11 protein-coding genes and 1 pseudogene are annotated in these 11,992 nt (G+C 73.6%); 7 read left to right on the top strand and 5 right to left on the bottom strand.

The annotated features are described in order from the left end of the window. The 3 genes and pseudogenes from AB0E96_RS09935 to AB0E96_RS09925 all read left to right on the top strand — a co-directional run. Positions 1 to 439 (top strand): annotated as a pseudogene (locus AB0E96_RS09935) (MFS transporter); the annotation flags it as partial. Between the two features lie 75 nt (positions 440 to 514). Continuing rightward, a complete protein-coding gene (locus AB0E96_RS09930; RefSeq protein ID WP_359820794.1) occupies positions 515 to 3,163 on the top strand; it encodes an ATP-grasp domain-containing protein in 2,649 nt (882 codons plus the stop codon). A gap of 53 nt (positions 3,164 to 3,216) precedes the next feature. Beyond that, positions 3,217 to 4,158, top strand: a complete 942-nt coding sequence (locus tag AB0E96_RS09925) for a hydroxyacid dehydrogenase (RefSeq protein WP_359820791.1) — start codon at positions 3,217 to 3,219, stop codon at positions 4,156 to 4,158. Positions 4,159 to 4,282: 124 nt separating this feature from the next. On the opposite strand, the gene AB0E96_RS09920 is transcribed toward AB0E96_RS09925, so the two are convergent. Then, a complete protein-coding gene (locus AB0E96_RS09920) occupies positions 4,283 to 4,831 on the bottom strand; it encodes a CGNR zinc finger domain-containing protein (RefSeq protein ID WP_359820788.1) in 549 nt (182 codons plus the stop codon). Positions 4,832 to 4,971: 140 nt separating this feature from the next. On the opposite strand from AB0E96_RS09920, the gene AB0E96_RS09915 reads away from it, so the two are divergent. After that, complete coding sequence (locus tag AB0E96_RS09915) at positions 4,972 to 6,024, top strand: hypothetical protein (protein WP_359820786.1); 1,053 nt, start codon at positions 4,972 to 4,974, stop codon at positions 6,022 to 6,024. A gap of 108 nt (positions 6,025 to 6,132) precedes the next feature. Here AB0E96_RS09915 and AB0E96_RS09910 read toward each other — a convergent pair whose 3' ends face one another. From AB0E96_RS09910 to AB0E96_RS09900, 3 genes are all read right to left on the bottom strand, one after another. Then, positions 6,133 to 7,662, bottom strand: a complete 1,530-nt coding sequence (locus AB0E96_RS09910) for a S28 family serine protease (protein ID WP_359820783.1) — start codon at positions 7,660 to 7,662, stop codon at positions 6,133 to 6,135. A gap of 224 nt (positions 7,663 to 7,886) precedes the next feature. Beyond that, entirely contained in the window at positions 7,887 to 8,738 is an 852-nt protein-coding gene (locus AB0E96_RS09905) for a trypsin-like peptidase domain-containing protein (protein ID WP_359820781.1), read from the bottom strand. A gap of 334 nt (positions 8,739 to 9,072) precedes the next feature. Then, on the bottom strand, positions 9,073 to 9,702 hold the full coding sequence (locus AB0E96_RS09900) for a TetR family transcriptional regulator (protein WP_359820778.1): 630 nt from the start codon (positions 9,700 to 9,702) through the stop codon (positions 9,073 to 9,075). Between the two features lie 119 nt (positions 9,703 to 9,821). Here AB0E96_RS09900 and AB0E96_RS09895 point away from each other — a divergent pair, with 119 nt between their 5' ends. The 3 genes from AB0E96_RS09895 (at position 9,822) to AB0E96_RS09885 (ending at position 11,533) form a co-directional block, all read left to right on the top strand. Beyond that, complete coding sequence (locus tag AB0E96_RS09895) at positions 9,822 to 9,977, top strand: hypothetical protein (RefSeq protein ID WP_359820776.1); 156 nt, start codon at positions 9,822 to 9,824, stop codon at positions 9,975 to 9,977. Between the two features lie 41 nt (positions 9,978 to 10,018). After that, complete coding sequence (locus tag AB0E96_RS09890; RefSeq protein ID WP_359820774.1) at positions 10,019 to 10,414, top strand: DUF4190 domain-containing protein; 396 nt, start codon at positions 10,019 to 10,021, stop codon at positions 10,412 to 10,414. 234 nt (positions 10,415 to 10,648) lie between these two features. Beyond that, positions 10,649 to 11,533 carry a metallophosphoesterase gene (locus tag AB0E96_RS09885; RefSeq protein WP_359820772.1) on the top strand — a complete coding sequence of 295 codons (885 nt, stop codon included), beginning with the start codon at positions 10,649 to 10,651 and terminating at the stop codon, positions 11,531 to 11,533. A gap of 135 nt (positions 11,534 to 11,668) precedes the next feature. Here AB0E96_RS09885 and AB0E96_RS09880 read toward each other — a convergent pair whose 3' ends face one another. After that, positions 11,669 to 11,983 carry an SHOCT domain-containing protein gene (locus AB0E96_RS09880; protein WP_359820769.1) on the bottom strand — a complete coding sequence of 105 codons (315 nt, stop codon included), beginning with the start codon at positions 11,981 to 11,983 and terminating at the stop codon, positions 11,669 to 11,671. Positions 11,984 to 11,992: the final 9 nt, after the last annotated feature.

The following is an 11,992-nucleotide window of genomic DNA, read 5'->3' as shown; positions in this document are numbered from 1 at the left end:
GCTCACCATCTCCGGCGCCATGGTGGTCGGCTGCGAGCTGTTCGTCACCAAGTACGTGCAGCGCTGGCGGGCCGGCACCGCGGGCGGCGTCGGGCTCGCCCTGCTCGGACTGGGCCTGGCCGGGTACGCGCTGCCGGACTGGGCGGTCCTGGTCCTGCTGATGACCCTGGTCGGGGTGCTCGGCCAGATCATCAACGGCCCCACCATGTTCGCCCACCCGACCCGGCTGCCGGCCTCGCTGAAGAGCCGCGGGCTGGCGATGTCCCAGGCCGCCTGGGGCTCCGGGATCGCGATCGGCCCGACCCTCGGCGTGCTGGCCTGGAGCCGGCTGGGCAACGGCGTCTGGCTGGTCTGCGGACTGCTCGGCGGGCTGGCGGCGCTGGCCGCGGTGCGCGGCCTGAGCCGGCCGGAGTCCGCCGGTCCGCGGCCGTCCGACTGAGCCCCGCCCGCCCCGGCCCGGCCCGCCGCCGGTCATTCCACCCCTGCCTCACCCCGAAACGTTGGGACACCTGCCATGGCATCTGCCAATCGAGCGATCGTCGTCGTCGGCTACTCCGCCGACTGGCAGAAGGCGCTCAGCCGACTGGAACCCGACGAGCTGGTCGTCTTCATCGACGAACCGGACGTCATCCGCAAGCGCGGCGCCCGCGAGCAGCTGGCGCGGCTCGACTGCCCCTGGCAGCTGATCGAGTGGGAGTACCAGCACGACGAGGCCGCGGACGCCTTCGTGGCCGCGCACGGCGACCTGCACGCCGTCGCGGTGGTGCCCGGGCTGGAGTACGCGGTGCCGTTCGCCGCCCGGCTGGCCGAGCGCTGGGGCCTGCCCGGGGCGGGCTTCGGCGCGGCCCGGGTGCTGCGCGACAAGCGGGCGCTGCGCCGGGTGACCGGCGCCGCGGGGATCGCCAACCCGCCCTCGCGGGAGGTGGCGAGCCTGGCCGAGGTGCGCGCGTTCCTGGCCGAGCACGGGCTGCCGGCCATCCTCAAGCCGGCCAACCGGCAGGCCTCGATCGGCACCTGCGCGATCACCGAGGGGACCGACCTGGAGGCGGTCTGGCAGCAGGTGCAGGACCAGGACGAGGGCCCGTACGTGCCGGACCGCCGCTTCCCGCTGCGGATGCTGGTCGAGGGCTTCGTCACCGGCACGGAGTTCAGCGTCGAGCTGCTGGTGGCGGACGGCGAGCCGGTCTTCGGCAACGTCACCGAGAAAAGGCTGTTCCCCGGTCCGCGCCCGGTGGAGCTCGGCCACACCGTGCCCGCCGACCGGCCCGGCGACCTGACGGCCCGGCTGCTGCTGGAGACCCGGCGGGTGCTGGCGGCGGTCGGCTTCGGCACCGGCGTCGCGCACTGCGAGTGGATCGTCTCCGAGGGCGTTCCCCACCTGGTCGAGTGCGCCGGCCGGATGCCCGGCGACCTGATCGTGCCGATGATCAACGAGGCCTACCGCACCGACCTGCCCGCGGCCCTGCTGGACCTGCTGCGCGGCCGGCCCGTCGGCGTGCCGCTGCCGAGCCGGCCCACCCACCGCACCGCCGTACGGTTCCTCGGCGCCGCCGAACCCGGGGTGCTCACCGAGCTGGCCGGCGAGGAGGAGGCCCGGGCGCTGCCCGGGGTGCTCGGTGCGGACTTCATCGCCCGGCTCGGCGCCGAGGTCGGCGAGGTCCGCAGCTCGCACGACCGGGTCGCGGTCGCCACCGCCACCGGCGCGACCACCGCCGAGGCGCTGGAACGGGTGCAGGCGGCACTGGACCGGCTGACCGTACGGACCGCACCGGCGCCCGCCGGGGGAACCGGCCCCGCGCCGACCGTGCTCTTCGTCGGCGGGGCGGGACCGTTCGAGCTCAGCGAGGAGGTGGTCCGCCCGGCGCTGCGCGAGGGCCGGGCCGCCGGGCTGCGGATGCACATGACCAACCAGGCCGAGACCCTGCCCGCCAACTCCGCCGAGCTGCACGCGCTCGCCGACGCGGCCTCGGCGGTGGACTTCGCCGAGCCCGGGCTGAACTCCGCCTGGGCGCTGGAGCGGGTGGCCGCCGGCGAGCGGTTCGACGTGGTCTTCGGGGTCCGGGAGAAGGCGCAGCAGGCGGTGGCCGAGGTGGCCGCCGCGCTCGGGGCCCCGGGCAACAGCCCGGAGGCGGTGCGCCGGGTGCAGCTCAAGGACGCCTGCCGGACGGCGCTGGCCGAGGCCGGCTTCGCCCAGCCGACCCTGCGGGTGTGCGAGACGGCCGAGCAGGCGGTGGCCTTCATGGCGGGCACCCCGGGCCCGTGGATCGTCAAGCCGCGCGACGCCATGAGCAGCATCGGCGTGACCCTGGTGCGCGACGAGGCCGGACTGCCGGACGCGCTGGCCGCCCTGCCGGACCCCGAAGCCGCCTTCCTGATCGAGGAGTTCGTGGAGGGCCCGGAGTACAGCGTGGAGGGTCTGTTCCTCGGCGGCGAGCCCCGGGTGCTGGCGGTGACCGCCAAGCGGACCATGGCTCCGCCCCTGTTCGTGGAGACCGGCCACGTGCTGCCGGCCGAACTCCCGGTCGGCGCCCGGGAGGAGATCGACCGCCAGGTGACGGCCGCGCTGAAGGCCCTGGACCTGCGGTTCGGCCTCTTCCACGTCGAACTGTGGCGCACCGAGCGCGGCATCGTGCTGGGCGAGGTGCACGTCCGCCTCGGCGGGGACGGGATCTATCTGCTGCTCACCCACGCCATCCCGGGGCTGGAGCTGTTCCGGATGGTCTACCAGGACGCGCTGGGCCGGCCGGTCGACACCGCGTCGCTGACCCCGACCCGGGCCGCCGCCGTCCGCTTCCTGATGCCGCCGCCCGGGCGGCTGGTGGAGGTGTCCGGCTGGGACCGGGCGATCGGCCACCCGGCGGTGCTGTACTCCGAGTTGGGCGTCGAGCCGGGCGCGCTGATCCAGCCCGTGCGCAGTTCGGACGACCGGGTCGGACTGATCCTCGTCGGCGCCGACACCCCGGCCGAGGCGGAGGCGCTGGCGGCGGAGCTGGTGGAGTCGGTCCGGTTCACCGTGGAGGCGCCCGCCTCCACGCCGACGCCGGCGTCGGGGTCGGGGTCGGCGTCGGGGTCGGGGTCGGGGTCGGCGCCAGGGCCCGTGCCCGCGGGCGCGGGCGCGGGCGCGGGCGCGGGCGCGGGCACCGAGCTCGCCGGACACCGCTGATCCAGCACCGCCCCCGCCTCTCCCCACCCCATCCCCACGAGAAGGGAACCGCCTTGTCCCGTCCTGTCGTCCTCGTCGCCGACCCACTGCCGCAGCAGACCCTCGCCGGGCTCGGGCCCGACGTCGAGGTCCGGCACTGCACCGGGGCCGACCGGCCCGCCCTGCTCGCCGCGGTGGCCGACGCCTCCGCGCTGCTGGTCCGCAGCTCCACCCGGGTGGACCAGGAGGTCCTGGCGGCCGCGCCGAAGCTCCGCGTGGTCGCCCGGGCCGGGGTGGGCCTGGACAACGTCGATGTCGCCGCCGCCACCCGGGCCGGGGTGACGGTGGCCAACGCGCCCGAGTCCAACGTGGTGAGCGTCGCCGAACTCACCGTGGGCCTGATCATCTCGCTCCACCGCGACCTCCCGGCCGCCACCGCCTCGGTCCGGGCCGGGCGGTGGCAGCGATCGGCCTTCCGGGGCACCGAGTTGGCCGGCCGCACCGTCGGCATCCTCGGGTTCGGGCGGATCGGCCGGCTGGTCGCCCGCCGCCTGGCCGCCTTCGACATGCGGCTCCTCACCCACGACCCGTACGTGCCGGCCGAGGTCGCCGCGCGGTCCGGCGCCGAGGCGGTCACGCTGGAACGGCTGATGCGCGAGAGCGACGTGCTCACCGTCCACCTGCCGCTCACCGCGGGGACCAGGGGCATCGTGGGCGAGGCCGAACTCCGGCTCGCCAAGCCGTCGCTGTCCGTGGTGAACACCGCCCGCGGCGGGATCGTGGACGAGTTCGCGCTGGCCCAGGCCCTGAAGGAGGGCCGGATCGCGGGCGCCGCGCTGGACGTCTTCGAGGTCGAGCCGCCGGTGGAGTCGCCGTTGACCGCCCTCGACACGGTGATCGCCACACCCCACCTCGGCGCGAGCACGGCCCAGGCCCAGGAACGGGCGGGCGCCGAGGCGGTGCGCGCGGTGCGACTGGCACTGGCCGGCGAGGCGGTGCCGGGCGCGGTGAACTGATCCCCGAACCGAGCCCTGTGGGGCCGCCGACCGATGGTCGGCGGCCCCACACGCGTTCCCGGCCCGGTGCCTCCCGGTGCGCCCGCCCCGCCGGGCACCTCCCGGTGCGCTCGGCCCCCCGCGCTCAGTTGCTCCGGGCCGCGTAGCGCCGGGCCTTGACCCGGTTCCCGCAGACCCGCATCGAACACCACCGACGGCTGCGGTTCTTGGACGCGTCCCAGAAGACCAGCTCGCAGCTGTGCTCGGCGCACCGCTTGAGCCGGCCGGCCTCCCCGGTGAGCCGCAACCCGGTCCAGGCGATGGCGAGTCGGGCGAGCGCGGTGTCCGCGGCCGACAGCCCCGGGGCCGGACGCAGCGGTTCGCCGTGCAGTCCGATCAGCACCGGCAGCTCGCCGAGCACCCCGCCGGCCGCCTGTCGCAGGCCGGGCCGCGGATCGACCCCGACGTGCACACCGAGCTCGTCCCGGATCCCCGCCCGCAGCCGCAGCCCCCGCTGGTGGCTCTCGTCGTCCACCGCCGCCGGGCCGGACGGCCCCGAGGCGTCCAGGAGGGCGTGCTCGACCAGCCAGAGCGCCAACCGGTCCGGAGTGTCGATCGCATCCGTGCCGTACTCCAGGTTCACCGTGTTGGCGAACTCCTCGATCAACAGCGCCGACCGCGAGGGCTCGAGCACCGCGACACCCCCGTCCGCCTCGACATGCCCTCCAGTCTATACCGCACCAACCGGCCAATCTCTTAGCCGGTTAGCCAAGCGCGCCGAGCCGTGCCAGACTCAGCTCACCGGCAAACGCGTTAGGTAGTTAGGGGCGGACAGTGAACGGAACACTCCTGGTCGTGGTCGCGATCCTGCTGCAGTCCCTGTCGAACGGCTTACTCTCCGACGACCTCGGCGGTGGCGAGAGCCTGCTGCTCTCGTTCACCGCCTTCGGCGCCTCCGCGCTCGTCTTCGGCCTGGTCAACCGCCTGCGCCGGGCCGGCCGCCCACGCGAGTCGCTGCGCGGCGCGCCACTGCGCCTGATGCTGCTGCTCAACGCGGCCACCGCCGTGACCTTCCTCGGCTTCTACACCTCGCTGACCCTGGCCCCCGCACCGCTGGCCACCGCCGTCGAGACCGGGATCGGCCCGGCCGCACTCGCCGTCGCCGGCCTGCGGCGGCCCACGGCCGGCGCCCCGCACCCGCGCCGACTGGCACTCGGCTCCCTCGCCCTGGCCCTCGCCCTCGCCGCGGCCGTACGGGCCGGCGGCACCGGATCGGAGCACACCACGGCCCAGCTGTCGGCCGGCCTCGCACTGGCCGGGGTGGCCGGCGTGACGGCGGCGGGCATCGCGGTCCTCTCCCACCGGCTCGGCGGCCTCGGCGTCTCGCCCGTCACCGTCACCGCGCACCGGTTCCACCTCACCTACCTGCTCGCCCTCGTCCTGCTGCTCGGCCCGGGCCCCGGCCTGCACGCCACCACCGCCGGACGCGCCGCCTTCATCGGCCTGATCGCGGTCCTCGGCGTCGCGCTGCCCCTGTTCGTCCTGCAGATCGGCATGCAGCGCACCGCCCCCATGGCGGTCACCCTGCTCGCCTCCGCCGTCCCGGGCCTCACCTACCTGACCGCCACCCTGGTCGGCCGCCAGAGCTTCGACCTGCCCGTGTTCCTGCTGGTGAACGGCAGTCTGCTGCTCGCATTCCTGGGGCCCGTCCTGCTCCGCGCCCGGCCCTCGGCGGCCCGGAACGGCTCCACCACCGACCTCCCCGGCCCCACCGCCGCACGGCCCGCCGCGGGCCCTCCCCGCCCCGCCGCCGCACGCCCGGTCGCACGCCCCGCCGCCGCACGCCCCGCCACGGACCCGGTCGACCGGGCCCGGCTCGACCTCTAGGGTCCGGCGCCCGCGTCCGCACGGCGGGGACGACGGGAGGAGGCCGCCCCGGGACCCCGGGGCGGCCTCCTCCTCGCGTTCGATGGCGCGGCTCGGCGCGCGGAAGCGCTACAGCGGTCGGCGCTCCTGCTCCAGACGCCGGCCCTCGACGTCCAGCGGGCCGAACTCGGAGCCCGGCTGCGGCGACTTGGCGAGCGAGCGAGCGGCGTTCGGGTCACCCAGTCCGGCCCACTCCAGCACCTTGGCGGTGGCCTCCGCCGCCTGCGGGGCGGGCAGCTGCTCGATCTTGGAGCCGTGGTTGCCGCCGGGCACGGTGTACACGTAGCTGTCCTCGCTGCCGCGGCCCAGGTGGAACGGCTTGGCGCCCCACGGGTCGTTGCCGCCGTAGACGTACATGATCCGCTCACCCTCGCGCTTCACCCAGCGGTCGATGTCGGGCATCGCGTTGCGGTTGAAGACGGTCGGGATCTCCTTCGGCACGTAGCTGCGGACCGAGTAGAGCTCCTTGTAGTCGTAGTGCAGCACGTCCTTCAGGTGCGAGACGTCGAAGAACGGGGCGCCCAGCTCGGTGGCGGCCTGGTAGTAGTACGCGGTGTACTTCGCCAGCGACTGGTCGCTGTTGCCGGTGATGCCGGACTGCGAGTCGAACCAGGCGTACAGCTCGTCGTCGGTCGCGGTGGCGGCCACCGGCACCTTCACGCAGTCGGACTCCAGGCTGTACTGCCAGAACCCCCAGACCACGTCCAGCACACCGGCCTCGTACGCCCGGTCCGGGTTGCCGAGGGTGTTGAAGGTGGAGCCGGCCGCCTTGTTGTCGGCGACGTAGCGGGGCTCCAGGCGGTCGCGGCGCACCAGCAGCTCGCGCTGGGCGGCGTTCAGCCGGGACCGGCACTCGGGGGTGCCGACGGTGCGGAAGAACTCGCTGTACGCCGCGTAGTCGTTGACGTCGGTGTTGTTCGGCGCGACGTAGGCGATCGTGCCGGCCACGTCGTCGGGGTAGAAGCGGCGGAAGTAGGTGGAGGACATGCCGCCCTTGCTGGCACCGGTGGAGAGCCACTCCTCCTGGTAGATGCGCTTGAGCGCGGTCACCAGCCGGTGCGAGTCCGCGGCGCCCTGGCGGATGCCGGCCTTGGACCAGTCCGCCGGCTCCGGGCGGGAGGGGGTGAAGAACCGGTACTCGATGGACACCTGGTTGCCGTCCACCAGCCGGGTCGGCTCGGTGCGGGACGGGTTGGTGCCCAGGGTGTAGCCGTTGGTGTAGAAGACGGTCGGGCGGTCGTAGCCCCGGTGCAGCAGGCTGAAGCGCTGCTGGAAGGTGCCCAGCCAGGGGCGGTTGTGGTCGATCGGCTGGGTGTAGGTGGCGATGAAGTAGCGGTGACCGGTGGTGGTCGGCTTCTCCTCGGTGATCGTCACGCCGGGGATCGCCGCCAGGCGGTCCTTGATGTCGGCCTTCGGGTCGTCGGCGGGGCTCCGGCCGTGGCGGGAGCCGTTGCCCTGGTCGTTCTGGTCACCCTGGCCGCCCTGCGCGCCCTGGGCGTTCCGGCCGTCGGCGGCGGAGGCCGGGCTCGCCAGGCCGCCGACCGCGAGCAGCGGTATCAGCAGGGCGGAGGCCAGCAGTCTTCTCACGGTGGTGGTCATCAAATCTCCGTCTTCTCAACTGACATGACGGCCGCCGGCCGGTACGGCCGGGCGGCCCTGGTGGTGCGGGTGGTGCGGGTGGTGACTGCCGCGCACGTGGTGACCGTCGCGCGGGTCGTGCGGGTCGTGCGGCGGCCGACCGATGGACGGCCGAATGGGCCACCCGCCGTTCGCGGATGGCCCATCGGGGAATGAGTGCTGGTCAGCGGCGTGCTCCCGGTGTCCTACGGGCGGGGCAGGGTGCAGCCGGGGAGGGTGAGGTCGAAACGGTTGCCGGCGGCGAAGCAGGCCGGTATCCCGTACGTCTCCTGGGCGTAGCCGATGCCCGGACGGACCGTCACCGCACCGTTCTGGTCGACCTCGCAGGGGTTGTCCATGGTGCAGGTCTCGCCGTTCTCGTTGATCGTGTTGTTGACGGCGACCACCTGGTTGGTCGAGGCGTCGACGACCGGCGAGCCGGAGGTGCCGCCGATGACGTTGCAGGTGGAGGTGTAACGGAGCGAGTCCTTGAAGGTCCAGTCGGCTTCCTTCAGCCGGTAGGCGAAGCCGTCGACCGAGCAGGAGTAGATCTTCTTCCAGTAGCCGGAGACGACCTTGATCGAGGTGCCCTGGACCGGGTGGGTGGCCGCCACGGTCAACGGGGCTATCCCGTACCGGGACTGGATCGAGGCGTAGGTGGTGTTCAGCTGGTAGATCGACACGTCGGTGTCGGTCATCGCCCCGTAGACGATCTTGTTCGCGCGCAGCGTGGCGACGCCACCGCCGCTCGCGTTGAGGAGGGTGAAGCTCCGGCTGGACGACTGGTTGAGGACCACCTGGCCGGGGCCGGGCATACCGGTCTCCAGGCAGTGACCGTTGGAGAGCACGAGTGCGGGGTCGCTCGCGACCGAGCCAGGCATCCGGACCAGTGAGCCCGAACAGTTGCTGAGCGCGACCGTCCCGGCGAAGTTGACGGCGGCGACGGGCTTGGCAGCGGGCTTGTCGACGGAGGCCGCAACCGACGGGACGGCACCGACGAAGGCGGTGGCCCCGGCGACCAGGAGCGTGGCAGCCGTGGCTATGAGCGGTTTCTTCATGAGAGACCTCTCGGGTGTGGGGGTCCACGAGTGGGGGGTGCACCAAAGCTGTCGCGGACATGACCCACTGTCAAGAGTCAAAGCACTACCAAGAACCTCCCAAGCCGCATTGGCCGGTAACTGCCGCCGCCCGGCGCGCGGATCGGGGCGCAGCCCGGAGCGCGGCCCGAGGCGCGGCCCGAGGTACGGCCGGGAGCGCGATCCGAGGCAGTGGCCCGAGGCGGTGCCCCGAGGCGGCGGCCCGAGGTTCGGCCCGGGGCGAGGCCCGGGGCGCCGGGCGCAGCACCCGCCCGACCACCTCCCCGCCGGGTCGCCAACTCCACTCCGGGTACGGTCAGTCCGCCTGCCAGTGCTCCCGGCCGAGGCTGATCAGGCGCAGCTGGAGGCGCGCGGTGTCCGCGATCCGCACCTCCCGGGCCGGGTCCGCCTCCAGTGCCTCCAGGAGCGCGGCGGCCGTGGAGACCATGTGGTCGACGTAGAGCTCGGCGAGCATCCGCAGGTCCCGCTCGCTCCACCCCCGCGACTCCGGCTGTACGCCCAGGGCGGCCCCCACCTCGGCGGCGAAGCGGCCGAGTTCGGCGTCGATCGCCTCGCGCACCTGCCGCACCCCGCCGTGCCGCTCGCGCGCCAGGAAGCGGACGTGCGCCCGGTTCTCTCGGACGTGCCGCTGGATCACGTCCACCGCGCGGTCGATCAGTTCCTCGGCGTCGCCGGCCTCGGCGAGCACCGAACGGATCATGACGTGCAGGCTCGCCAGCGACTCCTCGACCAGCGCCACCCCGAGGGTGGCGAGGTCCGGGAAGTGCCGGTAGAAGGCTGCCGGAGAGAGCCCCGCCTCGCGGGTCACCTCCCGAACGCCCAGGCTCGCCAGGTTCTGATCAGCCAACAGGTGCAGCCCGGCGTCCAGCAGGGCCCGCCGACTCTGCTGCTTCTGGGCCTGTCGGGCCCCCACGGTGTGACTCACGCCATTCAGTAAACATTCGTTTGCCGAAGTGCGCCAGCCGGGCGTACAGTGAGGCCAAGTCAGTGAACACTTGTCAACCGAAATCGGCGCAGTCCCAGCCGCAGCCGAAGGAGTCAGCCGTGATCCTGTTCTCCGCCCTGGTCGCCATGGGTGTCCTGATCGGCACCGCCGCCCACACCTCGCTCCCGGTCTTCCTCGCCGCCTCCGCCGGCATCGCCGCCTGGCTGCTCGCCTTCGGCGCCCGCGAGGGCATCGCCCACCTCCGGAACCGCTGACCCGGCCGCTCCGCGGACAACTCCACAGAGAGGAACCCCTCGTGAGCACCACCATGAGCACCGTCACCGGCCGCCAGAGCGCCGGCCACCAGAGCATCGACCACCAGGTCATCAGCCGGCGAAGCGTCAGCCACGCGGAGGTCGAGGGCCGGATGGCCGCCCGCCAGAGGGCCGTCCACCAGGCGGCGGACCGTCAGAGCACCGCCGAGGCCGACAACCTCGCCGTCGCCTCCTTCCTCCTCGGCCTGCCCGGCCTGCTGCTGTTCAACATCGTTCTCGGACCGATCGCCATCACCCTGGCCGTCCTGGCCCTGGTCCGCGGCACCAGCCGACGCGGCCGCGCCCTCCTCGGCCTGACCCTCGGCATCGCCTCGCTGGCGATCCTCGCCGTCACCATCGCCACCTCCCACGGGGTGCTCTTCGACCTCGGCGCCTGAGTCGTCGCCAACTCCCCTTCCACGCCCGTCTCCCGCCCTCCTCCGCCGCTCCTTCCTCCTGTTCCCGCCGCGCCTCTCGCGCCACCCTCCGTCCGCCGCTCCGCCCCCGATCCACCGAGCTGACCTCGCCTCCCGGGCCGACGGTTCGAACGATTGATCCCGTCAACCCGCCCCACACCCCCCGCCCGCCCCGTAGGGTGGGCCCCATCGGCCGGGCAACATCAGGGGGCAGGAGTGACCACGGAGAACCGCAGCGACGCACAGCCGGGACGGACCACCCCGACGGGTGGACGGCTGCTCGCCGTGAGCGATCTGCACATCTCCTACCAGGAGAACCGTGACCTGGTGGAGAAGATCCAGCCCTCCCACCCCGGAGACTGGCTGCTCGTCGCCGGTGACGTCGCCGAGATCACGACCAGCATCGAGTGGGCCCTCGGCCTGCTCGCCGAGCGCTTCGCCCGCGTGGTGTGGGTGCCCGGCAACCATGAGCTCTGGACCCACCCCGAGGACCCGGTCCAGCTGCGCGGGGTGGCCCGCTACGAACACCTGGTGGAACGCTGCCGCCGGCTCGGCGTGGTGACCCCCGAGGACCCGTACCCGCTGTGGGAGGGCCCGGGCGGACCCGTCCGCATCGCACCGCTCTTCCTCCTCTACGACTACACCTTCCGCGCGCCGGGCACGACCACCAAGGAGGAGTCCCTGGCGGCCGCCTACGAGACCGGCGTCGTCTGCGCGGACGAGCGGATGCTCTACCCGGACCCGTTCCCGGACCGCGACTCCTGGTGCCGCGAGCGCGTCCGGCTGACCGAGAAGCGGTTGGCGGCCTGCGATCCGGACGTCCCGATCGTCTTCGTCAACCACTACCCGCTGGTCCGCCAGCCCACCGACATCCTCTGGTACCCCGAGTTCGCCCAGTGGTGCGGAACCGAGCTGACGGCCGACTGGCACACCCGGTTCAACACCGCGGCGATGATCTACGGCCACCTCCACATCCCGCGCCGGACCACCTACGACGGCGTCCCGTTCACGGAGGTCTCGTTGGGCTACCCGCGCGAGTGGCGCAAGCGCGGACTGCCGGACCCGCTGCTGCGGGAGGTCTTCCCCGGGGCGACGGGCTGATTTTCCGGACCGCCCGGGCCCCGGTGGGGCTGCCCCGGGCCCCGATACCGCCGATGCCGTGGATTCCGACGGCACCGGCGGCACCGGCGGCATCAACGGCCCTGACAGCGACGCCGTGTCCGGCGTCCGGGGTGGTCACCTGGCGCCACCTCCTCCGGCCTCGCCCCGCGGTGGCGGCTCGGTGAGCACGGCCCGCTTGGCGCGGTACTCCTCGGCGTCGATGTCGCCCTCGGCGTAGCGGCGGCCCAGGACGGCCAGCGGATGCTCCGCGACGGCCGCCGTCCCGGCCCCCGCACCGGCCGCGAGACCGGGCCCGAACCCGCAACCGTGCCGCCGCCAGAGCGTGCGGCGCAGCACGGCGATCACCAGGACCACCACGGCGATCCAGACCAGCGGGATCAGCAGGATCCACGGGCCCGGGCCGTGCCAGTCGGCCAGCTGGGTGTACATGGTTGGTTC

The sequence above is a fragment of the Kitasatospora sp. NPDC036755 genome, assembly GCF_040636595.1.
Taxonomy (GTDB): Bacteria; Actinomycetota; Actinomycetes; order Streptomycetales; family Streptomycetaceae; genus Kitasatospora.
This window is presented reverse-complemented; position numbering and strand designations above follow the sequence as displayed.

What these genes read in the sequence shown, in the direction of transcription:
- AB0E96_RS09930 (WP_359820794.1), top strand. Translation starts at nt 515, where the DNA reads ATGGCATCTGCCAATCGAGCGATCGTCGTCGTCGGCTACTCCGCCGAC.
- AB0E96_RS09910 (WP_359820783.1), bottom strand. Translation starts at nt 7,662, where the DNA reads ATGACCACCACCGTGAGAAGACTGCTGGCCTCCGCCCTGCTGATACCG.
- AB0E96_RS09905 (WP_359820781.1), bottom strand. Translation starts at nt 8,738, where the DNA reads ATGAAGAAACCGCTCATAGCCACGGCTGCCACGCTCCTGGTCGCCGGG.
- AB0E96_RS09880 (WP_359820769.1), bottom strand. Translation starts at nt 11,983, where the DNA reads ATGTACACCCAGCTGGCCGACTGGCACGGCCCGGGCCCGTGGATCCTG.